The organism is Methanolobus sp., assembly GCF_030682845.1.
GTDB lineage: Archaea > Halobacteriota > Methanosarcinia > Methanosarcinales > Methanosarcinaceae > Methanolobus.
The window spans coordinates 1-26,006 of record NZ_JAUXNK010000076.1 but is presented as its reverse complement, the minus strand read 5'-3'; the positions used below and the strand labels follow the sequence as shown (position 1 = coordinate 26,006).

Genomic DNA, 26,006 nt, shown 5'->3' with positions numbered 1-26,006 from the left:
GATATGAATAGGAAATCTTATGATCACAAACGAGGAACTTGCAGGCATCATTGATGCACTTGGTGCTTTAAGGGAGGATGAGATATGCGCTATAGCAGAAGAGATCTCTTTCCTGAGGAAAGAGGACTTCTCTGCGGAAACGATAACTGAGATGTGCCGGAAAGCACTGGATGAGCACCTGATCGAAATAATCAGTTCCGATGAAGTTAAAGGCGCTGACTCAGCTGCAAGCCACCCAGGCGGGAAGAATTATTATATTCCCGGGCCAAACGCTTTTCCGGATATACCCTTTGAACTAAGTGAAGCTATTGATATTCTCATGATGTCCAAAAGGGAGGTCGACCTGGAAAGGGTTTCAAAAAGCTTTTCTGCAGACCTGCATAAACAGGCTATGGAGCTTGGAGGGGATATACGTTCTTTCTCAGAGACCAGGATAAGTGAAGCCGGACTATCCGCTCTTTCAGAAAGGTATGGCGATATCCTTAACCTGTACTGTGATTACGATTCCTGGCTTCCCGGAGGAATGGACGGCATTGAAGATGAGCTGCAGGAACTGAGCAGGAAGCTTGAACAGTTAAGAGCTGCACAAGGTATTTGACATTTGGATTTAATGAGGCTACAGATTCATATGGCAAGAGACAGACGCGACAACTATTACTGGAGGGCCAAGGATGAAGGTTTTCGTTCAAGGGCATCCTATAAGTTATTCCAGATCAATGAAAAACATCAACTCATCAAATCCGGAGACACAGTAGTTGACCTCGGGGCTGCACCGGGAGGCTGGCTGGAAGTTGCAAAAGAGATCTCCGGAGGGAGGATCATTGGCGTTGATCTGCAAAAGATCTCTCCTATAGAAGGTGTCGAAACCATAAAAGGCGACATCACATCCGACAGGACCATTGAGAAAATCGTAGAAATGGTAGGCCTGAGAGGAGTAGATGTGGTTATATGCGATGCTGCACCCAACCTGTCAGGCAACTGGAGCCTGGACCACGCACGGTCCATCGACCTGACAACCTCAGCGCTTGAATGTGCCAAAAAGATTCTCAAACCGGGAGGCCACTTTGTTGTCAAGGTATTCCAGGGTGACATGTTCAAGGATTTCCTTAATAAGATGGACAAGAATTTCACATTCATGCGTTCTTATACTCCTGATGCTTCCCGTTCCCAGAGCGCCGAGATATATGTTATAGGCAAAAAGTTCCTGACATCTCCTGTCCGTAAAGGTGACGAGTTCGATGTCGAGATAAAGGAATTTGGTGCAAGTGGGGACGGTGCTGTGCTTATTGATAATTTTGTGGTCTTTGTAAAGGATGTGAAAATAGGTGACCATGTACGCGTAAAGATAAACGATGTAAAGCCTAATTTCGCTTTTGCACAGGTCATCTCACAGAAGGATAAGTGAAGCAAGGTATCATTTTTACATTACTATTTATATATCCTTTTACAGATTAGTTGCATTTAAGACAAATTTCATTGAATGTTCGGGTGAAAACGATCGATGGCGTTGGAAGAATTGATTCCGGAAGGTGTTCCCAGGCACTCCGCCCTGGTCATTTTGGTCCTCATTCTTCTTATTGCATCTTTCTTTATTGTAACTGACTATTCCAAGACCAGGACACTGGCGCAGGTCGAATCCCGATGGGAGCAGGCTCAGACATGTCGTGAACAGCGTGATTTTGGGAGCTCTGTCAGTACTTATAGCAGCGTTTTTGGAATGATCTCTTCCTCTGATTTTCCGCTTGAATATGGAATGAACCATTACTATCTGGGCAAGACCTATGAAGAGATGTCATCATATGGGAACGCGTCCTCTAATCTCCATAACAGCATATCCTTTTACTCAAAAGCACTCAGTCTTTTCACCATGGATGATAGCCCGGCGGAAAATTTCCTCATTCAGTACAGCCTTGGGGACGCATATCTTAAGTTATACGATGCCAGTGGCAGGGCAGAGGACCTGGATACTTCCATAAGGCTGTATGAGGAGTCTCTAAGTTACTATTCACTAGCGAAGGATCCTTTGTATTTTGCCTCAATAAACAACAAGCTTGGTAACGCATACAGGAAAAAAGGTCTTTTCAACGAGGATAGTGTTTCATTATCAGAATCTGTCCGGTACTATGATGAGTCCCTGAGGGTCTTCAGGAAAGACATTTATCCGATAGAGTATGCCGGCGTGCAGAACAATCTTGGCAACGTGTATCTGGAGATGTCGCGCTTTGATGGCAGCCCGGATAACATTAACATGGCTATAGTTTCCTACAGTAATGCCCTTGAAGTTTTCACTCTGCAGAGCAATCCAATGGAGTATGCCACCGTGCAGAACAACCTTGGTAACGCTTACTTTGAGTTATCCGCAACATCTGACCGGTCTGAGAATGTCGAAAAGGCTGTAAGTGCCTATCGTGAATCTTTAAAGGTCTTTACTGTGGATCTTTTCCCTGTCGAACACAAAGGGGTCCTCGCTAATATAGTCAAGGCTTACAAGAGCCTATGAGGTTGGATACGGAAGTGGAAGGCAAAAGCCAATGCAGTCAATAAATCCTATGAATGGATTTATTTAATTGTAAAGCATAGGCAGATGTATAATTGTCAGATATTGCAAAAATCTGTAATATCTAATATTTGATAAATGTTGATAAATGTTATTTTAATTGTTCTTGAGGTTTTGTCATGATAGATATGCATACCCATACAATTTTCAGTGACGGAGAACTGATACCAAGCGAGCTTGTCAGAAGGGCGGTTGTCCATGGATACAGGGCAATAGGTATTACTGATCATGTTGATTTCTCCAATGTGGAGCATGTACTGAGTAATGTTAAAAAGGCCAAGTATCTGGAGGATGATTATGACATCAGGGTGCTGGTTGGTGTTGAGATAACCCATGTTCCCCCGGCTAAGATCGCGGCGCTGGCACGGATGTCAAGACAGCTTGGTGCAGAGATTGTTGTTGTTCATGGAGAGACCATCAATGAGCCGGTCATGCCGGGAACCAATGCAGCATCAGTTGAACTGAGCGATGTGGATATCCTTGCACACCCGGGTTTCATAACTGTAGAAGAAGCTGAAACTGCACGTGACAATGATGTGTGTCTTGAGATAACTGCGCGCAATGGCCATAACAGGACCAACGGTCATGTTGCACGCATAGGCATCGAAGCCGGTGCCACACTTGTGGTCAATACCGATGCTCATAGCCCTGATAATCTCATTACCCGGGATTTTGCCAGGAAAGTGGCCATGGGTTCAGGACTCACAGAGAAAAAGGCAAACGGGGTACTGGACAATTCCCTGCGCTTCCTGAAGTATTAGGAAATGGGTCCTGAGAGATGCACGGCAGGATCATTGACATCACAGTCGGGATCTCCAGGGATACTTCCGTTTATCCAGGTGACCCTGAAACAGTGGTAGAGCCCGTGTATTCGATCGAGTCTGACGGGTATGCGGTTTCAAGGGTGACATTTGGAACCCACACAGGAACTCATGTAGATGCCCCTTCCCATATTCTTGAGAACGGGATGACGGTTGACCGTCTGCCTCTCAGTTCCTTTCTCGGCAGGGCTGTAGTCTTAGATCTCTCAGGTGTAACTGTTGATATCTCGCACACTGAGATGCAGGCCGCTTTCAAGAGGTCAGGCGCTTATAATGACCCATATGTTGACACTGTATTGGTAAAGACTCGTAACTGCTCTGCTGACCCATGCAACCAGACATCCGGGTTGAGTGATTGTATATGCGGACTGAAGCCTGAAGTGGGACCGTGGATCCTGGAGCATGGGTTCAAGCTTATAGGTGTCGATACTCTTTCGGTCGATTGCAGTGCATCTCTGGATAATCACAGGCTGCTTCTGGAAAATGGTATTGTTGTCCTTGAGAACATTGATCTTTCTCTGGTGAAGGAAGGTATATATCACATTATTTGTCTTCCAATGAAGCTGGAAGGCTGTGATGCTGCACCTGCCCGGGTAATATTGGTGGATGGTCATTTTTCTGATAGTGCAGACTTTAAATCGTATTGATATTGAATAAATGCAACTATTTATATATTATACCATATATTATATCTGTATGCGACAGTTGAGGATGATTTATGGTCAATTCTGCTTACTGGCTTCAAATATGACGCACGTTAAATAACAGCATTAATATACTATAAATTATATACTCTTGTTACACGATTGCTACAACGTTTGATGAGGGAAGCACACGAAAGCAAATCAAAAACATACAATGCACAGTGACACCCGTGCGCAGGTAGGTATAGGTACCTTGATCATCTTCATCTCAATGGTACTGGTAGCTGCAGTTGCATCAGCACTCCTTATTAAGACGTCCGGTGTGCTCCAGCAAAAAGCCTCTCAGACCGGACAGGAAACCACGAGGGAAGTTTCCTCCAACATGCGTGTTGACCGTGTTGACGGAGAGCGTGCGGCCTATTCCACGGTTACAGTAACTGATGGGACCGTTTCCGCCACTACTATCAACTCTTACAAAGGTGGTATGGTAGAGTGGATATCCACTTCCGGAGCTTTCGATATATCTGTGGCAGATGTAAATGAATCTGTTGCAGCCGGATCCTATTTTGAGCATCGCTTTGCACAACCAGGTACATACCCATTCACCATCACCGGGAGCAGTAGCAGTTCAGGTAACGTTATTGTGAGTGATACACTTGAATACGGGCAAATCTCTAAATTACATATTTCTGTTTCCCTTGGGCCGGGCAGTGAAGACGTGGACCTGTCCCAGATCATCATTTATCTGTCCGATGGTGCTCATGTCTCCAATCTGAGATATGATATTTCCCAAACAAGCGCTGATATACATAAACCTACAGCTGAGTATTTCTCAATCGAACCTGTACGCATCCGTGACCAGAGCACTTTCAAGGCCACACAGCCCGTGTTAAGGACAGGAGATATAATGGAGATCGTTGTTGACATTCGTAAAGTGTTCGGTGAAGATGATCCCGGTTACGAAGGTATCAAACCAAGGACGGAAGTATCCTTCCAGATCAGGCCGGAGGCAGGTTCTCTTGTGTTCTTTGATTTCACAACACCGGGGGCATACTTTGACGTTAAGTATATCTCATTGAGGTACTGAAAGTATCCATTCGTTAATTATATACTTTCACCACTGTCTTTTTGTTAAGTTGCTTAAAAAGGTCTCAGGTACGGTCAATGTAGTGAATTTCAGAAATGTGATAGCGTATATTTTTCACCTGCAAATACCAGTTCAAATATATAATCACCATTAACTGGATTCTCTATAACAATTCCCATATTGTCCTTGGTTGAATATGGGTCCAGTCCCCAGCTTCCTTTAGCAGTGAGACTGCCCTGCCTGAACCTGATGTGCTCACCCTCGATGATAAAGCGGTTTCTGACCCCGTTATTATACTGGATGAGCATTGTATTGTTCTCAGTCATCCATGCAGTGTTACTCAGGTTCCCATCAACATCGGGGTCAGGGTCAACACCCAAAGCAAGGTATCTGACGTTGTCCGGCAGTGACAGCCGGACCGTGCACATTGAACCTGCAGTGCTTCCTACTTCTTCCAGGTTCCTGGCATATCCCCTCTGGATTGATAGTAGCTCAACCGACAGGTCATTGAGCTGTTCTTGGGCTTGATATCCTCTAAAAAAAGGTGATATGTTACTCCAGGACACAGCAACAAGCACAAGGATAGTTCCTGTAAGGGCCAGATAAAATACCATCTTAAGGGGAACAGTGTCTATAGCTCTTGTATCCCGAAGAAGTCCCTGTTCTTTCACACAATCCCTCTGTTAGTCGAGCCATTCACAGAACTTGTCCAGTGCTCTTCTGCGATGTGACACTTTGTTCTTTTCTTCGTCACCAAGTTCACCAAAGGTCATCCCCTTGTATTCAAAAATGGGATCATATCCGAATCCGCCTGTCCCGCGCTCTTCAAATGCGATCTTCCCTTCGACCGTTCCGGCAAACACCATGGGCTCTTTACCAGGTTCACAGTAGCCTATAACTGATTTGAAGACTGCGGCCCTGTCCCCTTCATCTTCCATCAGCTTAAGGACTCTCTTGTTGCCCAGGTGCTCTTCCACGAAGGCGGAATAAGGTCCGGGAAATCCGTTGAGGGCCTTTATGAAAAGCCCGGAATCATCCACCATCACAGGCATTCCAAGTTTATCGGCCACCCATCTCGCCCCATAGGCTGCTATAGGCTCAAGCTCATCTTCCTGGAGTTCAGGATAGCCATCACTGTTCTGGACTACTTCTATTTCTTTAGCACCGAGTATATCTCTGGCTTCCCTTAACTTACCCTTGTTACCTGTAACAAAAACGATCTTACGCATATCTTCCTCTCTTCTCTATCTCTGTAACCCTTACAAGCACTTCGTCAGCGCCTGTAAAAGCTTGCCTGTATCCATGACAGAAAGCCTGTATCAGTGATTCATGGTCCCGATGGCTGCTCTCAAAAGTCTGGAAAAGCACATGTACATCCACGCCCCTTGCCTCGACGCCGGAATTCATGAAAGACAGCCCGAAGTCTATCATGTAGAGGCGGTCTTTGTAAAGTATGAGGTTCGATGTGGTCAGGTCACCATGTATGATCCCCCCGGTGTGCAGGAGCCCAACAAGTCTCCCGAGGCGCTCGCTCAGTTCTTCATTGATGACATGCTTCAGCGGTGTTCCGGGGATATATTGCATCCTTATGACCGAGTTCTCCAGATCATAGATGATTGGTGTGGGTATCCCAAGACGCCTTGCTTCCGATATGAGGCGGCTTTCGGCCTTTGTCCTCTCTTTCCTGATACGCTCATCCAGCTCTCGGAGGCGGTACCTCTTTTGGATTCTCTCCTTGACGACACATCCGTCTTCTATCCTCACAGTTGCTTCTGCGCCATTTGTAAGCTCCATTATATCCCCGTCAACATTCTCTTCGCTTACTATCATCACGATCACTCCAGCCAGGTGACATCCACATCATCCGGTCTGAAATTGGGATTGACATGCGAATTCTCTATGGTCAGGATATCTCCTGCGTTATACATCAAAAGTCCCAGGTATGCTATCATTGCCCCGTTATCTCCCATGAACCGTTTTTCGGGCACATGGAAGGATACGCCCCTGTCAGTGCACATGATGTCCAGCATTTCCCGAAGCCTCATATTGGCACCCACACCGCCTGCAAGGAGAACCTCTCTCTTGCCTGTATGCGCAATAGCCCTTTCTGTCACTTCCACTATCATGGCAAAGGCGGTTTCCTGCAGTGAGTAACATACATCCTCAAGGGAATTGCATTTAAGGGCCTCTGTTGCTGCAGTGGAAAGTCCTGAAAAGGAGAGGTCCATACCTTTTACCACATAGGGCAGGGGTATGTAATTCGTGGACATTTTTGCAAGCTGCTCTATCTTGGGACCACCTGGATGGCTTAAACCCGCATTCCTTGCAAACTTATCAAAAGCGTTCCCAAGGCCGATGTCGAGTGTCTCACCAAATACACGATATCTTCCCATCCGGTAGGCAAGCACCTGGGAGTTCGCACCGCTGACATAGAGGGTGACAGGGTCTCTGGCGGGTGTTTTCCAGCGCCCTACCTCAATGTGTGCCAGACAGTGATTTACGCCCACAAGAGGCACGTTGAATTTGATGGCTAGCATTCTTGCAGCTGTTGCTACAGTCCGAAGGCAGGCTCCAAGCCCCGGTCCCTGTGAAAATGCAATAGCATCAATATCAGAAGATGTGACCCCTTTTTCTTTTGCTTCCTCCAGCACCTTCCTGATAACCGTGGAAGCATACTTTGCGTGGTGCTGGGCCGCCTCTCGCGGATGAATACCACCTGTTGCGGGGCTGTAAGTATCGGTGACTTCTGCAACGACGTCATTTTCATTAACGATGGCAGCGCTGAGATTCCATGCGGTACCCTCTATACCAAGGACTGTTCCTTTCAAATTCTATTCTCCAGCGCTTAATGGTCAGCTTCATAATATTAATTTTGCTGTCTTCTTCTGAATAAATAATAGGCTGTGAGTGTGATACCGGAGAGCCCCAGAACTGCACCCGGAAGCACATACATTCCAATGCCTGCGCTGTCATATTTCTCACCCAACACCAGAGACACTGTGTTAGCTTCCATTTCCTGCAGAAGGGCATCAGGCTCTCCTCCCTGCGTGGCAAGTGCGAACTGCTTACCCGTGATTGAAAAGGGCGAGAATCCGGGGGTTTTTGCCTCGAAATAGAGATAACTGTCATCAGAGCCTGTCTGTTCCGTGACAAGCTCTTCCCAGGACCCTCCGTAGTACCTGTTGAGCCTTATGGTGTAGGGGTCAATGGCATTGTTAAGTACCCATTCCCTGCTGACGCGCAAGCCGATTACAGGGTCCTTTATATTGCCCTCTGTCGCGTATCCAGTCTTGCCGACCCAGATGTTGATATTCCGGTAGGTGATGTCCGGGGCTGCGCTCGTTGCAAAACCGGATGTGCTCTTCAGTACTTCAATGGTAGTGCTGATCTTGCCAGAGTTCTTGAGTGACAGGTATCTTATATACTGTATGTCATTCATCCCGTTGTCAAACTCAAACTCGGTGACCATGTCCTTCATGGTGTTGACAGAAAGTACATCCTTGAAGAGGATGTTCTCTGCACTCTCTCCGCTGGAGCCTCCGCCACCGCCTCCTCCTCCAGAGACCGCTAAAGCGGTCTGGCCTGTTGTTACACTGATATTGTACCATTCCCCGCTGTTATCAACGAAATCGGTTGCTCTGAGGCTGTAGATGTGGGTGGTGCCTTCAGGCAGTCCGCTGTCAGTTAAAGTCGAGCCAGAAATGGTAGTAAGAGGAACACCATTCCTTCTGATCTCTACATAGTCTGTATCAGGTGAGTTCTGCCATGTAAGGGTGACTGATGTAGTAGTACTTGAGCTTGAGAGACCGCTGATAACGGGCGCAGTGTTGTCCTCAAGGGGAGCATATATGCTCAGGTGCGTGATGTTCGTTGTGAGGGTATGTGTGGAACTATTAACCACACTTCTGAACGGCACCCAGATTCCTTTATCAGGGTCATACCATGCAATAGTAAGTTTGCCTGCATCACCCTCAAAGGCCGAATCGTATCCAATCCTCAGGGATACGTTTCTTTCAAACTGGTATGAATTAACAGGCTCAGAGCCATTCATTACTCTTATATCAATAGCAGGGCCTGCAAAACTGGACCCGCTGCAAGGGTCCTGTCCTCTGACAACAGCAGCGGCCAGGCCTCCTGGATTGGCGGATGTGCCGGTTATGTTGAAGTTGAGGGTTGGGTAGGGGACACTTCCAATCCCGGGAACCGGAAGTGTTGCTTCATCAGTTCCATAGGTGAGGAAAATCTCTCCAACGCTCAGGTATATGGTGGTATTGGGGCTGAAGTATTTCTTCTCTGAATAGTTAAGGATGGAAGTAACGTTCACGGTGTTTGTGCCATTCAAAAGCAGAATATTGTTAATGTTGAATACTCCGTTTGAGACGGGATTATAACTGTTGGTGATTACTCCGTTAACATAAACCGAAACATTGGTCGCTATTCCAGCAGTGCCGCTTATATTAAAGCTGTTATCGGGCAGCAGGTAGTATATTGTTCCTGAGGCAGGTGAGGCGATGACAGGCTGGCTTGCAAAAACGGTGAAGTTGACGGTGGTGGAGATTGTCTCTCCTCCCATCTCTCGTGCAAACACCGTTATATTATGGCTTCCATCTGTGAGGTCAAGAGTGGTGTTGAGATGATATGCTCTGACTGCCGTGGAGTTTGCTCCGTTATCTGTGTTATACCAAATATCACTATATTTGCGGCTACTTATATTGATGTCAGTACTGTGATTCAGAACAAGTTCATCCTCATTTACCCCTTTAATTGTAATCTCATTATCCTCTTTAAAAGACACAACCAGAGAGAAATCCTGTGGACCCTGTGGAATATTGCTGACATTAACATATATTTTATAAGTTCCTACCTCGGGGTTTGGTATCCAAACAGACTCCACATTGTTTACTCTATCAGCTTCTTCTCCATTCCCGAAATCCCTCTTTCCACTCGGTCCTACGACTATGAGATCAAGATCATTAACAAGTTGCTTGACTACAGATATATTTCCTGGGTAATCAGTCCACAAAAGTGTTATTCTAAGGGGTTGTGTTGTATATTTTACATTATAAGTTACATTCCAGGAATCACTTATGTTGTTTAGTCTGACACTATCATTGTATTTTACAGCCAGGGAGTTTTGAGGAAATATCGAATTTTCAAGATCGACACGTCCCCAACCCTGAAATTCATCCGGCCAGCCTGAAAATGCCGTTCCGGAAGGTGCATAACTCATATCATAGGCGCCGTTTATCAATGTGGCTTTAATCAGTGCAGCGCTTGGGTTTGGCAGTCCTTCAATATCTATATAGTATTGCCTTACAAGTGCAGCAGTTCCGGCGACAATAGGTGTTGCCATGCTTGTACCACTCATATATGTATAATATTCATTGAAATTGCCAGTGGTTAAACTGGATTTAGTAGAGAGGATACGTGTCCCGGGTGCAACTAAATCCGGTTTGATTCGATTATCCTCAGTAGGACCACGACTGCTAAAGTAGGCAATTTCGTTTATATTGTCAGAAATAGTGTAGGATGGTCTATAATTTTCCGAGGCCCCGACAGTGAGTGCATTTTTTGCCGTTCCCGGTGAAACTATAGTCGTATTTCCTAACTGACCGTTGTTACCAGCAGCGCAAACAATTAGCATGTCAGGGTGTTCCCACATGAAAGCATCTACTGTGAGTGAAAATGCATCGTATGATCCTCTTGATGATATATTTCCCCAGCTATTTGTATGAATTCTTGCACCCTGAGTGTATGCATCCTGGAGGATATCATTAAGATTATTTTTTGTTATTCCAACTAGATTTCCATTTTTATCTCCTACCGCTTGAAATACAAGTCTTGCTTCAGGAGCCATTCCTACGTACAATCCATTTGATCGCCATCCACTTCCAAGAACAGATCCAGTTACATGTGTACCATGCCCATCGTCGTCACCGGCACCATCATTAGAGTAATCGATGATTGTTTTAATTCTGCCCCCAAAGTCTTTGTGCATTGTGCTATCATTCACACCAGTATCAAGCCCCGTGTCACACACAGCTACTATCTGTCCATTACCCTTCAGTCCGTAATTGTTGCGTACGGTGTGCACAGTGATGATATCCGCAGCTACATCATTAAGGATCTCTGGCTGCAGGTATTCTTCAATCCAGCTGACATCATCTATTGAAGCCACATCAGGCAGTCTTGATGCAGGGATTTGTACTTTCAATATGTTTCCTGAGCCTGAGAGAACATCCCCGTCGAGTGCTATTATCGCATCGATCACATTTTCCCGTTCAGCTGAGGAGAAAAGCAGCAAATGATATGTATTCTTAGATTCCGACCCTGAACCTGAGATTTGTACATTTTCCTGATCTACCAATTCAGGGATATATTTGTAAGAAGGCTTGTACTCGCCAATCCATTTGACAAATTCAAGTGAATATACTTGGTTCTTTACACTTTCATTCATCCTGAAGACAAATGCGTTGTTTGGAACATAATTGTAGATAGAAGCTCCTTGAGATATCACCTCCTGCTTCCATGTCCCCTGGATGGGGCCGCTGAACTGCACAATATAGTACTTTTCCTCATTATCCATGGATTGGGTGGTGAAAGCCGTGGGCTCATGCTCATCATTTTTCATCCCGGGATCCTTTGTGATGCCTGTATCCACATACCCGGCTTTTAAGAGGAGTAGGCCACCATCATTAAAATCTGGATTATATGTACTTCCTGCAGCACACAGAGAAGTTGTTAGAGTTATCAGAATAAGCGTAATGAGAATCTTGTTTTTAGTACGCATAAGCCTACATCCATAGATTATATATCAAAAATAGATATAATATTAATAGTATATTTATTTGTGCTGCTCAATATAATAAATTAAGTAATACTGTTCTGCAGTGAACCTGCTGGAAAAAAGTTAGAAAAAGAGTTACTGCTTCCTAGGGAGGAAGCAGGCAAAGAGCACTATTATCAATGTGACAGTAACAGAAAGAGCGGGTAATGTTCTCTCGGCTTGAGCTCCATTTGCTTTTGGGTCACTGGAACCATCCAGGGCACCTACTTTGTTCTCTGCAGAGTCTGTTGAGAACAGTGCCTCAGATGTGCTGTGTAGTGTTGATTCATTTTCGAAGCTTTCACCTGTGATAGCAAAAGGAGAAAAGCCCGGTGTTACTGCCTTGAAGTATAGGAAATCTGCGTCCGAACCTGTCTGTTCGGTGGGCAGTTTGCTCCACGCACCGTCACTGTACCTGTTAAGATTAATAGAGGCCGGATCTATGTTATTGCTGCTTATCCAACTATTATCAACTCTGAATACAATTGCTGGATCAATAATGTTTGCCTCGGTGGCATATCCGGTTTTCCCCACCCAGATATTTACGTGCCTGTACACGGTTCCCTCAGGCGACGAAATGGCAAAGATGGAGCGATCCTTTAACATTTCTATGGTTGCAGTTATGGTTCCCGAGTTCTTCAGGGAGGTATACTCTATATACTGTATGTCGCTGTCAGGGTTTTTGAAGTCAAACCTGACGGCATCCTTGCCAACAAAGACTGAACTTACGTCTTTCAATAATATATTCTCTGTCTTTTCTCCGGTGGAACCACCTCCCCCACCGCCTCCGCCACCACTGCTGGTTGTGGGAGTTGTTGCGGACTGTTCAGTCAGTGTAACTTCCACAGTTACATTCTCAGCCGGCATTAAAAACGAGTAGCTGGCCCCCGAACTGATTGTGTTTATCTGCACAGTTCCGCTATTTCCTGCCACACTGATTGAGGAAAACATTTTGCCGTCCTCAATGTTAGAGATATTAATACTCACATTTTCATTTTCTGCTGCGGATACCTTGTCAGCATTCACATTTGCGTTACCACCAATGACAGGTCCTATTTCAATAGAATAATGTCCATCGGGAGCTACTGTCACAGTAACCGTGTAACTTTGCGTTGTCCCGTCTGCTGCAGTCACGGTGTATGTTACCGGGTTTGTAAAGTTTCTGGCGACTCCTGTGTTGGGGGAGACGCTTGCTCCGGTGTGTACTATCGTGGGTACAAGTGCAGTGACATCCGTACCATAGGGAACTGTCAATGTAATGGTTCTTGATGCTTCGTTAATCACTCCCACTACATCCGGATCGAAACTGTTGAATCTGAAACTTGTAATAGATTTAGCTGGGCTTGGAGCTACTGTCACAGTAACTGTATAACTTTGCGTTGTCCTGTCTGCTGCTGTTACAGTGTATGTTACCGGGCTTGAGAAGCTCCTAGCAATTCCGCTGTCTGGTGATATACTTGCGCCGGTGTGAACTATCGTCGGTACTAGAGCAGTCACATCCGTACCATAAGGAACTGTTAAAGTAATGGTTCTTGATGCTTCATTGATGGTGCCAATAACATCCGGGTCAAGTCCGTTGAATCTGAAACTTGTAATAGACTTGGCCGGGCTTGGAGCTACTGTCACAGTAACCGTGTAACTTTGCGTTGTTCCGTCTGCTGCAGTCACGGTGTATGTTACCGGGTTTGTAAAGTTTCTGGCGACTCCTGTGTTTGGTGATATACTTGCTCCGGTGTGTACTATCGTGGGTACGAGTGCAGTGACATCCGTACCATAGGGAACTGTCAGGGTAATGGTCTTCGATGCTTCGTTAATCACTCCCACTACATCCGGATCAAGCCCGTTGAATCTGAAACTTGTAATAGACTTAGCCGAGCTTGGAACTACTGCCACATTGAATTTCCATCCATATGAGAACGGCTTTCCTTTTGCTGTCAGGGCCGTCACAGACACATTATATTCCCCGCTTTGGTATGGGACGGAAGTATCGTGCTGTATCTTGTATCCGCCATTTATGGCCGAATTCGTGTAAGATACAGGTACACCATTAATCTCCATGTTTATGGAGCTTAGGTTCACTCCTCCCGGATGCACAACATTGGTTGTTACAAGGGTCATACTTTCTGATGTACTGGAGTCATGCGCCGGGAATACGCTATTATCACAGGTAAAGGAGAGGGCCAGCGCAAAAGGCTGTGGTCCTTGTGGTACATTCATCCCGGTCACTGTAAATTGATAACTGCCGGATGAAGTACTTTCTAGATCCACCGCTTCTATGTTATTGATTGATTCAGGTGCCCCGTTTCCGTAGTATGTGTTTCCCGAGCCAGTCACCGTGAGGTCAAGGTCGTTAACAAGTGCCTTCCCGGAAGCGGGGGAACCCGGATAGTCGGTCCACACAAGTGTTGCTCTGAGCTTTTCCCCTTCTTTGATGTAACCGTAGTCTGCGCTCCATGCTTGTGAAGTAACCAGGCCTTCACTCCGGTCATGGTATGCGGTTACCTTGGGATACTCAGGGAAAAGTGAATTCTCAACGTCAACACGTCCCCAGCCCTGTGAATTATCAGGCCGGCCTGTGATCTCCTGTGTGTTTCCCGTGCCGTATTGTCCGGGAGTCATATCGTGGGCGCCGTTGATCAGGGTGGCTTTAATCAGTGCAGCACTCGGGCTTGTCAGTTTCTCAATGTCGGTATAATATTGTCTGGTCAGCGCTGCTGCTCCCGCGACCAGAGGGGTGGCCATGCTGGTACCGGTCATATATACATAGTTGTTATCGATTATCTCATAGCTTGAGTAGGTGGCTAAGCTGGATCTTGCAGAAGCTATGAATGTTCCAGGAGCAACTAAATCTGGTTTGGTTCGATTATCCTTGGTAGGCCCACGACTACTAGTTGCTGCAATTCCCTCTGAATTGTTAACTCTGTAGTCAGTATTGATAGGATTACCAAAGTTTGTCCCCCATTTTGCGACTATATCGAATCTTTCATTCTCAGAAGCCCCCACTGTTATACAATTCTTTGCAGTTGCCGGGCTGATTATTGATTTTTTGTCGATGACTCCATCTTTGTTGATATCAACTCCTTTATTGCCTGCAGCAAAGAGGATGAGCATGTCCGGATGTTCCCACATGAACTGGTCTACTTGTTGTGCATATGCGGTATATTCCCCAATCTTAGTGATATCTCCCCAACTGTTGCTATGAATCCTAGCCTCTACATCATAAGCATCTTGGAACATTCTAGATAGATTTTCTGGAATGGCAGACATTGAGGCAGTAGAATCAGTATCTTTTTGAGCTGCCTGAAATACAAGTTTGGCTCCCGGAGCTGTCCCTTTATAGTCTCCTGATGACAGGTAGCCATTACCAATAAGGGATCCTGAAACATGTGTCCCATGACCGGCATAATCCAGAGCACCATCCTTGGAGTAGTCAATAATCTCTAGTATTCGCCCCCGGACATCTTCATGCACTGTGTTCTTATTCCCGGTATCCAGCCCCGTATCGCACACAGCAACTATTTGCCCAGTACCGTTCAGTCTGTAATTCTCGTGGACAGGGTTCAAGTTGATTATCCCGGCGGCAACGTCATTGAAAACGACCGGTACTGCATATTCTTCGATCCAGCAGATGCCTTCGATGGCTGCAAGATCATTGATCATGTCCCTGGCGATCCTGACCCTGAGGATGCGAGGGGAACTTTCCACGATGTCCGCATCCATGGAAATAATCCTTTCCAGTATATTCCGGCTTTCGTTCTCGTCAAAAATAAGTACAATAAGGTCTGCAGCATCATAGGATGATGGGGACATTGACAAGGTTGCGACCTTTCCTGTATTGATCTGGTGTTTGTACGATGCCCTGTATTCCCCTGTCCATTTCACAAAATCAAGGGAATCCACCTGTTCTTTCTGTGCAGGATCCATCCTCACGACAAAAGCATTATTTGGGATATAATCGAACAGGACAGCTCCGGTCCCGGCAAGTTCGCCCTTCCATTCTTCAAGCACCGGGCCATTAAACTGCACAATGTAGTAACTTCCAGGGTTATCGTCAGTCTCTGTCATGTCAACAGAGTAAGAAGCAATGGATGCATCAGGATTCTCATCAATTTCCTGATCATTGGCAGTGGAAACAATATCTGTATGTATCGGGCCTGCTTTGAGAAGGATCATGTTTGCATTATCGTTTTCATATGTGCCACTTTCATCGCCCCAGGCCATTGGAATGATGAGGAGGAGCACTATTAGGCTCCACAGGAATAGTACATTTTTGTGCATTGCCAGACTTCCGGTTTTTAGTCGACATTACAGGGCTTATCCGTAACTCTTTACATATCTGAATTTAAACATATATAAAATTAGATATGTATCTTAAATCAGTTATAATAGTACTAATATTTAATTCATATAATTGTTTCAGATTAGCCCTAATAAGAATAACCAACACTATGCGCAAGTAAAAAGGACAAATAACACAGCCAAGCTAAAGGATATGCATCAAATGATAAATCTGAAGTAAGTCTGAAATATATCGAAAATAAGAACATGCCAGGCTCTGCTGACATGTTCCTTTGTGTATTTTACATTTTCCTCCTCTTCCAGAATCCCATGTAGATGGCTCCGACGGCAGCAAGCACAAGCACTGAAGCTATTATGTCAGAGCCCGAGAAAGAAGGCCCGCTGCTATCCGGCTGTGTGACGCTTTCCTTCGTCATTTCGTAGCCTTCAATGTAGTTGTCGGGTGTTGACATTGCAGAGTCCTGTACGGGTGTGTTGGTGTCCATTCCCGCGCCTGATTCACTCATCATTGTCTGGTTCGTTGAACCGGAACCTGACTCGACTACCTTCAGGTCGGTGCCTGTAGAACTGCTGCTCTTACGAGTGGTGCTTTCTTCTGTGACAGGGGTACTTTCCCTCTTTGTCGCTTCCTGCATGAGCCTCTCATACTCCTTTGCAGTTGACACGTCAACAACACCCGTAGTTGTCATCACACTGCGTACATAATTATCCAGCAACGGATTGCCACAGGTGTGGTGGCAGCAAGTGACACCGCTGGCGACAACAGATTCGACATACTCTTTGACAAGGCTCTGTATAACTTCATCTGAAGCATACCAGTATGGATTTCCTTCAGAATCCAGTTTTCTTGTTGTCTCAAGCATCCTTCCAGTCATGGATTGGTACTGGTAAGGATTGTCCTTGAAGTATTCGTCAAGGCCCAGGTCGTACTTGTCTGTCACATAGACATCATATATCTGGTTCCAGTCCGAGTCTTTAACAAGGTCCGGTGTCATCGCGTCCCAGCCCCACATGTACTCTACGAATTTCATCATCTCCCTGGCACCGGCATAATCGTATTCCATCATTCCGGATATCCAGCTCGGGTTGAGATACCTTGCACGCAGCTCATTCCTGAAGGCTTCAGAAAGCGTGACAACCTGTGGATTAGCTGTACTCTTAAGATCAGCAACGTACATGCTCGGATTCTCTCCTGTAAGTGACCTCACAGCAAGTGCAAGTCCTCCCAGATAAGAGTAGTAGTCGTCGTTGTCAATAAGGCCGTACAGGTTAGAGCTATCGCTGTGGATTGCTGCATCCACATCCATCAGATTCATCCTGAACACAGTCTCATAACTGACGCCCCATGCATCCTTGCCGTATATGTTGGACATTCTGGATATGAAGAGTTCCGCAAGAACTGAATCGTCTTCCCAGGTGTTACTTGCTGCGGCAGCTTCAGACATGCCTGTTCCGTAAGTTCCGGGAGCCTCGCTAAATATCCTGGATTGTGAAACGTAGTGCGCAGTGCTTTCGTTATAGCCGCTTTCCAGCAATGCCTGTTCTATTTTTAGTGAGTTCCATCTTACGTAGTTCGTCTCATTGGATTCATTGAGCTCAGCAACCTGCCTGATGGCAGTATCCATCAACTCCAGCTGATATGGGAAGGTATCACGATAGAGTCCGGATGGTATGAGCAGCACATCTATCCTCGGATGTGTCATCTCCTCCTGCGGGACCACAGTAAAGCCGGTGATCCTGCCGGAACTTCTGGTCGGCTTGACACCAAGCATTGCGTATATCTGTGCTTCCATCAGTCCCCTGTGACGCATAGTTTCCACAGACCACAGTATGTAGCTTACTTTGTTAGGGTATGTTCCGTTGTGTTCGGATTGGTATGCCTTCAGCATCTGTTCGGCAAGGATTACTCCCATGGCTTCTGTTTCTGGATCCGGGAATGCTCTCTGGTCAAAGCTGTAGAAGTTCCGGCCTGTTGGTAGTGCTTCAGGGTTGCGTATGGGGTCGTTTCCCGGACCTGGCTCTATATATTCTGCATTGAGGGCACGGAGGGTCTGGCCTATTTCCTGTGTTGTCCTGCCAAGGTTATCTGCATAAACAAGCGCCGTGTTCAGGTTTGCAGTAATGTTCTCATATTCCTGGCCGAGGATGTCATACTGTGCATCAGAAACATTTGTTCCGTTCAGTATTGTTGAATTCAGAATATCCAGTGCATAAGCATCGGCCTGATTTTCCCAATCCTCTTCATCATCCCAATTCTCTTCACCACCTTCTGTTTTCGGGAGTACGTTGAAGATATTCTCTGTAAGGGTATTACCAAGCATGGATTTTACCATGTTGACAAGTTTGTTATCTTGCGGTGCAACTCCGAATATATGAAGTCCAAGCGGCATGAGCGTAGACTGGAGTTCATGCAGGTAGTCGTGAAGCACTGCATCAAGGAAGTACTCAAACTCGTCGTCGGTCATGGCCTGCAGTTCAGCGGATGTGACCTCAAGGTCATCCTCAAGGCTGATAGAATCGTACAGCTCTATCGTGCGGTTGCGATAAAGCGCCATCATTGCAGTTTCACTTTTTGACTTTGCATCTTTATAATTATGGATCTTTTCATGGATCTCTGCAAGTTCCCCGTAAAGGCCGGCCTCCGTAATTGCAGGAGTCAGGTGGTCTATAATGACAGCATTTCCACGGCGTTTGGCCTGGGTGCCTTCTCCTACGTTGTCCATGATGTATGGATATATCACAGGTGTTTCAGCAACCATGATGGACGGATAGTCGTATCTCCAGAGCCCTACCTCTTTTCCGGGGAGCCATTCCTGTGTGCCGTGCGTACCGAAGTGGATCATGGCATCCGCATCATATACGTTGTTTATCCAGAAGTACGTTGCAAGGTACTGATGGGTAGGGGGCAGTTCCTTGTCGTGGTATATTATGGATTCATCCGAGAGGCCGGCTCTGGTGGGCTGCGGTATGAAATTGACATTGCCCATCTGTATGGTCGGTATAACAAAATACTTCCCGCTGGCATTCTCATAAACCATGACATTGCCTGGTGCCTCTCCCCATCTGGATTCCACATGGTCCCTGACGGATGCCGGCAAAGTGTTGTACCATGTAAGGTATTCGTCCACTGGCATCATGGTGACCATGCCGGAGTCCACTACCTTCTCCAGTTCTCCCGGTGCCCATGTACCCACATTCCTGCTGGTTATGAACAGTTCGATGAATTCTCCTCCGGTTGGAATGTCGCCGTTGCCTATATCATAGCCTACGGCCCGCATCTGGTCGAGCAGTATAGTGAAACTGGAACCAATATCCAGATAGCTTGCGCCGATATTGTTCTTTCCTCCCTCGTGGTTGTAGTAGATTACACTGATCTTTTTGTCAGCATTCTCTTTCTTTCCAAGTTCAGCCCATGCAATGGCACGGTCGCAGATCCAGTCCACCTGTTCATCAATAGGCTCGTAGTAATACTGTCCTGTGACCGGATCTTTCACCCTTCCGGCAATCCATATGTAGTCGGTCAGTCCGTCTATCTCCGGTTGTGTGACCTGGTAGGGAATAGATGTCGGGCTCAGTCCATGTAATCCGGCAATGTATTGGTCAGGCGTGTAGTAGTAATCCATTATTCCTTTTATTACCGGGACGTTGTAGTCCTTAAGGTACTCTACACCCTTTTCATGGTCATTGTAGTTAAGGTAGAATCCCTTCAGGCTTATCAGGGAATCAACAAGCACCTCTCCATCCATGGTGATGTAGTCAACATCTGCCTCACACACTTTGTAGGTAGTGTAGATGACATTGTAACCCTTGGACTCGATGTTCCTTATCAGTGTATCCTCTGTATTGTAATCTCGGGTTGTCTTACCCAGCCTGCCACCTATTATGCCTATAGTAGGTGCAGATGGGTTGTATCCATGGTCGGCATACCATTCAAGGTATTCAGCGCTGTTGTCAAAGATCCTTGGAAAAGCTTCCGGGTGGTAGATACCGTCGTCGGGGATGGAAGGAGGAGCAGCAGGTGCATATTGTATGTAGACATCCTCAAGGGTCGCACCGACACAGCGGATCCAGTTTTCCATGTTCTCATATCCACTGTTATACAGGTATGTCGTCATTGCGCTGTGAGGCGGGTTCAGCATATCGAAAGTAGTGATGCCGTAGGAATCCGGCAGCATGCCGAACATACCTATCTGGCCCCCATTGTCCTTTGCAGCGATAAGATCATCCTTCAGCAGGGGGAATTCATTGGCCCCCACCATGTAAAGTATCACAACATCCTCATCTGAAAGGTCCACAGAACTGTTTATTGCCTCCTGCCCGCTCATAACCTTTACGTTGAAACGATCGGTGATGACATCCCTCTGAGAGATTACGAGATTCATATAATATAGGCTTGAATCGGAGTTGATGATATAGGTCACATTCACCTTTGGATGTACTATCTCCGGTGTATAGGCCTTGTTAGTCCACAAGCCTGCGAATTTCTGCCCCATGACCCTGAGCATGTTCGCCATGTTAGCCTCCCCGCCCTGTATCCAGAACCTTTCAATGTCTGTGTATTCATCTGAATACAGGTCTATATTGGTCAGGGTGATTTTTTCTGAGAGGTTGTAGCCGATTACTTTTGCACCGGCACTTCTTGCGGCATTAATACTGTTTTCCCATGTGTCATTGACAAGAATCTCGTCCTGTGACTCAATGAAGATTACTCCGTATTTTGAAAAATTGAAGTCATCGTGAACTTCATCTGTAGAGAGGATCGTTGCATTGAGCTGTAAGGATATATCAGCTGCAGAGGCAGCGGTAATGAGTGCATTTTTATTGAAATCCGTACCAAGGATGAACAGGAATTCATCAGAATTACTGGCCGTAGTGCCCCATGTGCTTGTTATCTCAGAATGGTTGCCATACTCCTTTGCCAGGTATATCAGCAGGTTCTCCGCATTCTCAAGCCCCTTGCCCGAGATGCCCATGTTGTTGTAATAATTGCATATCGCATCGTCCTGCTTACCATCGGAGACGTAGTTGAAATACGAAGGCGTGCCGCTTGAGCGTATACTCAGCACAGAGATGCCATTTTCATGAGCCTGGTGGAAGCTATCATTGGTCTCGGTGTACACATTAGATGAGAGCATATCACAGAATATGATGTCTTGGTCCAGTAGCAAACCGCTCTGAGCTGCAGCAAGCAGTTCATCGCTGGCACCCCATGTTGTTGTGTTGTAGCCAGGTATGTATGCATATTCTATTAGATCACTATACACACACGTCTGGCTGGCCATTTCCAGAGCATTGTTTGGGCTGTATGCTACATACAATATCTTTATCTTCTGTTCATCTGCTGCGGCAACACCTGTTAGTGAAACCAACAACAATATACTTAATACCAATATGGGTTTTATTTTTAGTTGCATGTTATCCTCCGATAGCGTGCTCAGGACACTCCCTGTTTTGCTTGGCGGCTTGAGGGAGTGTCTTACTTCTGTTTTGAGCATATTCTTAATCAGATCCAGTATATGAAAAGGCACAAAAAAGAAAAAGTGCCTACAAAGTCAATCGTGCTTACTTAGAGTTTCCTCCTCCTCACAAATCCCAGGTAAATTGCTCCGACACCTGCCATTACGAACACAGAGGCGATTATGTCAGACCCGGATATTGAAGGACCGCTGTTCTCCGGCGTTGTGACACTTTCTCTCGTCATCTCATAGCCTTCTACATAGTTGTCCTGTACAGGAGACTTCATCGATACATCCTTATCAAGATCAGTGCCTGCTCCTGCTTCATTCATAGAAGTCTGGTTGCCTGAGCCAGTTTCTACTATGCTGAGCTCTTTTCCGGTGATGCTTGAGCTGGAAGATGAGCTGGATGTTTTCTCCGTTGGAGTCGTAGGTGTCGTTCCAGTCGTAGCTGTCTCCATGATCTTCTTATACATGTCAAGTTCACTTTGGCTAAGCTGTCCGGTTTTAACAAGTCCCTGTGCAATTCCGTCTACAAATGCCTGGTTGAGTATATTACCACATGTATGGTGGCAGCATGTGGCGCCACTATCAATGACTGCCCTAACTTGCTCGGCCACAAGGCTTTTTAAAGCTTCATCTGAAGCGTCCCAGTTTCCTTTCCTGACGGTTTCGGTCATCCTGGCAACCATTGCCTGGTAGGCGTAGGGGTTGTTCTCCTTCAGCCAGCCGCTAAGCTCAGCATTGGCGAAATAGTTCTCATACACTTTGTTCCAGACATTATCGCTGATAAGGTCCGGGTTAAGGGCTTCCCAACCCCAGAGATGCTCAATGAAACTCTCCATCTCCCTGGCGCCTTCAAAACCATGCTGCTGCATGCCGCTTATCCACAAGGGGTTGAAATACCTTGAATATAGTTCGTTAGCAAGATAGGTCTGCAACGTCTGTATCTGAAGGTCACTGAGATCCTGCAGGTTCACCACATAAGTCTCAGGTGCGGTGCCGGAGGCGTATTTGATGGCATTGTACAGTCCTCCCATGTACTGGTAGAAATCATCAATGTCAAGCGAACCGTAAGTGTTGGAACTTCTGCTGTGGAATATGGCATGTGTATCGTTCAGGTTATTCTCAAAGACAACCGTGTTATCGATATCCACTACTCTGCCGGTCTGTTGCTTGACATATTCGGCGATAGTCTGCCCCCAGATGTTCTGGCCGTAGACGTAGCTCATCCTTCTGATGTAGAACTCTGCAAGTTCTGTATTATTTTCCCACGTGTCACTGGCAGATGCAGCATTTGCCATGCCTGTTCCATAGTTCCCGTCGGCCGGACCGAATACCCTGAACAGTGAAACGTCCAGAGACAGGTTATCATCCTGTATGGTCTGGTTCAGAACCGCCTGCAATGCATTCGTGTTCCGGGCCACGTAGTTTTCATATACGTCTGCCTCTTCCTGCTCATAGGCAAGCCTTACAGCCTTGTCTATCAGATGCACTTTCATCGGGAACGTGTCCCTGTACAGGCCGGATATCTGCACGATAACATCGATACGCGGTCTTCCCAACTCAGAGGATTCAATGAACTTAACGTCCTCCACCTTGCCGTTAGCAGGGTTCCATACAGGTTCTATTCCCATCATGTAGAGGAGCTGTGATTCCATTATGCCTTCATGGCGTGTGGACTCACCTGCCCAGAGTATGTATCCGACCTTTGTGGGATATTCTCCATTAGTTGCCACGTACTCTGCAAGCCATTGGTCAACAAGGGCCTTCCCCTGCTCCCATGCCTGCTTTGTAGGGATGAGCTGCTCATCGAAAGCATAGAAATTGCTTCCAGAGGGAAGAGTGTCCGGACGCATTACCGGGTCACCGCCAAGGTTTGGCCGTATGTATTCTCCGTTCATGGCTTTCAGGACCTGCTCGATCTCATCTCCGGCCTCTGAGAGCAGTTGTGCATGATCGATGGCAGTATTCAGATATATTTCGATATCTGTGGAAGTGGTACCAAGTATCTGTACTTGTGCATCCGTTATGTCATCTCCTTCCAGAAGTACCTTTGACAGCAGGTCGTAATGTGCGGAATCCGAATTGTTATATGCTGCAACCTGTTCTGCAAACTCGTTGCCAAGCATGGAATTGACCATTCCCACAATTGCCTGGTCTTGTGGCGCTTCTCCCAGTATGTGCAGTCCGTATGGCATTGACAGGCTCCTTAGTTCATAGAGTACATCCGTGAGCTCATCAAGGAATTCATCAACTGTCTCGTTGCTGTCAGCCAGGCTCATGTTGACATGTTCATCAAGCCCAAGCTCAACGGCCAGGTCAATTATGTCCTGCAGATGAGCCTGTTTCAGGTTCTCATCCTCTGCAAGAGAGGTCTGGTAGGATGTTATCTCACTGCTGAGGGTACTGTAATTGCCGTAAAGACCGGCAGATATCACAGGTGGTATCAGGTGGTCGATAATTACAGCATTGCCCCGGCGCTTTGCCTGCATGCCTTCGCCCATGCCATCCATGACATAAGGATATATGACCGGTATATCGCCAACCATGAGGGCAGGCCATTCGTCACTTAGAAGACAGAAATCCTTGCCAGGCAACCACTCAACGGTCCCGTGCCTTCCCATGTTCACCATTACATCGGCATCGAATTCGTGCTGCATCCACAGATAGAACGCGATGTACTGGTGGTTAGGTGGCAGTTCGGTGTCGTGGTATAGTGTTTCGTAGTTTTCAAACCAGCCACGTGATGGCTGAGGAGCAAGTATAACATTGTCGCTAAGGCTGATCTGAGGGATGACTATGAACCTGTCGCCATTGTCCTCGGTATGGACCATGATCTTGCCAGGTGCTTCTCCCCACATGTCAATGACCTCGTTTCTTCTTTGTTCAGGAAGCTCGTTGAACCACGATGTGTAAGTGCTTTCCGGGAGCAGTACTACCTCTCCTGTCTTAACAAGCGCTTCAAGTTCCCCCGGTGCCCAGGTACCGACATTCCTTCCCTGATAAACCATGAGGTTCACAAGTTCTGTCTTGTTGGGTATGAGACTGCCATCAAGGTCATAACCGGCATCTTCCATTGCTTCAAGGAGATTGACAATACTAGGAGTGACCTCAAGGTATGACGCTCCGATGTTATCCTTGCCGCCACCGTGGTTGTAGTAGATCACAGCAACTTTCTTGTCTGATTCATTTTTGAGTCCAAGATTTGCCTGTGCGATGGTGCGGTCAACTAGCCACTGGACCTGGCCTTCATGGGCTATGTACTTATCAACTGTGCTGTTACCCATCTGGATAGTTTCCTTTGCCCCAATCATGATAGGATCTATCAGCCCTTCGGTCTCGGGTCCGTATATCCTCAGCATATTAGTGACAGGTAGTGGGGTGCTGGTTTCTATCCACTGGCTTGTGTTCATATAGCCGTTGAGCACGGCGTTCATCACAGGAACTCCCATGCTTTCGATGTCAAAGTAATTCCCACGGTAGTGGAAGGAAACGACAGCATCAACTTTTGTCTGGCTGCTGTAGTTAAAGTACCCATCTAGGTAATTGTCAGCATTTCCATAGCATGCAATTACATTGACGCCCTTTGCCTCAAATCCATCTATTAATTTATCTATGGGGTCCATGTCGTCAGGGTAGTATGACTTATAGAAAGTGATCCCGACTGTCGGTGCGTTCTCACTAAAGGCATGGCCATAGGTTCGGTTTGCATACCATTCGAAATACTCTTCGGCATCTCCCGCAAAGAATTCTACGGGAGTCGTTGTCATTGCAGGATGGTATATTGCTCTATCAAGGCCGGAATACTCTACAACCGTAAGATCTGAGCGCCCATAGAATGTCTTTGCAAGATAGAACATCAGATTATCGAAATTAGTATCATCAGAAGCTCCTCCGGACCAATAATTAGAGAGGTATTTCTTAAAATCGGTCAGGTCAGCAAACTCTTCCGGTACGTCATAATCACTTTCAGGCAGGTAAGTGTTTGAACCTATGACAACAGCGCCGTTATCTATTGCATCCTGTATCGTGTCCTGAAGTATTGATGCGCTCTGGGTAACCATCACAATATAGATGATGTCCTCTTGGCTGAGGTCTATATCGTCAGGCAGTTTGGTGGTAATATAATAACTGAAAGTTATGTTAAGGTTCGTATTGGCGTTAATCCTTTCTGCAACGGAAACAAGTTCATTCTCATAGGATGAATAGCCGGTCACGAAGGAGATATTCAGGTGAGGTGAATTGTTTGAAGGTATAGTATCAGAGGTCTTAACTTTTTTCATGAGCACAAGCTGGGTTCCTGGTTTGATGCC

Annotated in this window: 14 protein-coding genes; 6 read left to right on the top strand and 8 right to left on the bottom strand. The window is 46.3% G+C overall.

The annotated features are described in order from the left end of the window. Positions 1–19: 19 nt before the first annotated feature. The 6 genes from Q8J68_RS10545 (at position 20) to Q8J68_RS10520 (ending at position 5,109) form a co-directional block, all read left to right on the top strand. A complete protein-coding gene (locus Q8J68_RS10545; RefSeq protein WP_305311483.1) occupies positions 20–598 on the top strand; it encodes a hypothetical protein in 579 nt (192 codons plus the stop codon). Between the two features lie 30 nt (positions 599–628). Then, positions 629–1,405, top strand: coding sequence for an RlmE family RNA methyltransferase (locus tag Q8J68_RS10540; protein ID WP_305311482.1), 777 nt, complete (start codon positions 629–631; stop codon positions 1,403–1,405). 96 nt (positions 1,406–1,501) lie between these two features. Then, positions 1,502–2,500: a tetratricopeptide repeat protein gene (locus Q8J68_RS10535; RefSeq protein ID WP_305311481.1), complete on the top strand. Its 999-nt coding sequence runs from the start codon at positions 1,502–1,504 to the stop codon at positions 2,498–2,500. Between the two features lie 176 nt (positions 2,501–2,676). Then, on the top strand, positions 2,677–3,318 hold the full coding sequence (locus Q8J68_RS10530; protein ID WP_305311480.1) for a histidinol phosphate phosphatase domain-containing protein: 642 nt from the start codon (positions 2,677–2,679) through the stop codon (positions 3,316–3,318). 17 nt (positions 3,319–3,335) lie between these two features. Beyond that, on the top strand, positions 3,336–4,025 hold the full coding sequence (locus tag Q8J68_RS10525; RefSeq protein WP_305311479.1) for a cyclase family protein: 690 nt from the start codon (positions 3,336–3,338) through the stop codon (positions 4,023–4,025). Between the two features lie 211 nt (positions 4,026–4,236). After that, complete coding sequence (locus Q8J68_RS10520) at positions 4,237–5,109, top strand: archaellin/type IV pilin N-terminal domain-containing protein (protein WP_305311478.1); 873 nt, start codon at positions 4,237–4,239, stop codon at positions 5,107–5,109. An 89-nt stretch (positions 5,110–5,198) separates the two neighbouring features. On the opposite strand, the gene Q8J68_RS10515 is transcribed toward Q8J68_RS10520, so the two are convergent. The 8 genes from Q8J68_RS10515 to cobN form a co-directional block, all read right to left on the bottom strand. Next, a complete protein-coding gene (locus tag Q8J68_RS10515) occupies positions 5,199–5,780 on the bottom strand; it encodes a hypothetical protein (RefSeq protein ID WP_305311477.1) in 582 nt (193 codons plus the stop codon). Between the two features lie 12 nt (positions 5,781–5,792). After that, a complete protein-coding gene (locus tag Q8J68_RS10510) occupies positions 5,793–6,338 on the bottom strand; it encodes an XTP/dITP diphosphatase (RefSeq protein WP_305311476.1) in 546 nt (181 codons plus the stop codon). After that, positions 6,331–6,939, bottom strand: a complete 609-nt coding sequence (locus Q8J68_RS10505; protein WP_305311475.1) for a Kae1-associated kinase Bud32 — start codon at positions 6,937–6,939, stop codon at positions 6,331–6,333. The genes Q8J68_RS10510 and Q8J68_RS10505 overlap by 8 nt, the downstream gene beginning before the upstream one ends. Positions 6,940–6,944: 5 nt before the next feature. Further along, positions 6,945–7,937 (bottom strand): bifunctional N(6)-L-threonylcarbamoyladenine synthase/serine/threonine protein kinase, encoded by a 993-nt coding sequence (locus Q8J68_RS10500; protein ID WP_305311474.1) that lies wholly within the window; start codon positions 7,935–7,937, stop codon positions 6,945–6,947. Positions 7,938–7,975: 38 nt separating this feature from the next. Beyond that, positions 7,976–11,899 carry a S8 family serine peptidase gene (locus Q8J68_RS10495; protein ID WP_305311473.1) on the bottom strand — a complete coding sequence of 1,308 codons (3,924 nt, stop codon included), beginning with the start codon at positions 11,897–11,899 and terminating at the stop codon, positions 7,976–7,978. A gap of 132 nt (positions 11,900–12,031) precedes the next feature. Next, complete coding sequence (locus tag Q8J68_RS10490; RefSeq protein ID WP_305311472.1) at positions 12,032–16,213, bottom strand: PGF-pre-PGF domain-containing protein; 4,182 nt, start codon at positions 16,211–16,213, stop codon at positions 12,032–12,034. Between the two features lie 302 nt (positions 16,214–16,515). Continuing rightward, positions 16,516–21,648: a cobaltochelatase subunit CobN gene (locus Q8J68_RS10485; protein ID WP_305311471.1), complete on the bottom strand. Its 5,133-nt coding sequence runs from the start codon at positions 21,646–21,648 to the stop codon at positions 16,516–16,518. Positions 21,649–21,800: 152 nt separating this feature from the next. After that, positions 21,801–26,006, bottom strand: a 4,206-nt coding sequence (gene cobN, locus Q8J68_RS10480) for a cobaltochelatase subunit CobN (protein ID WP_305311470.1), incomplete at its 5' end; no start/stop codon positions are given.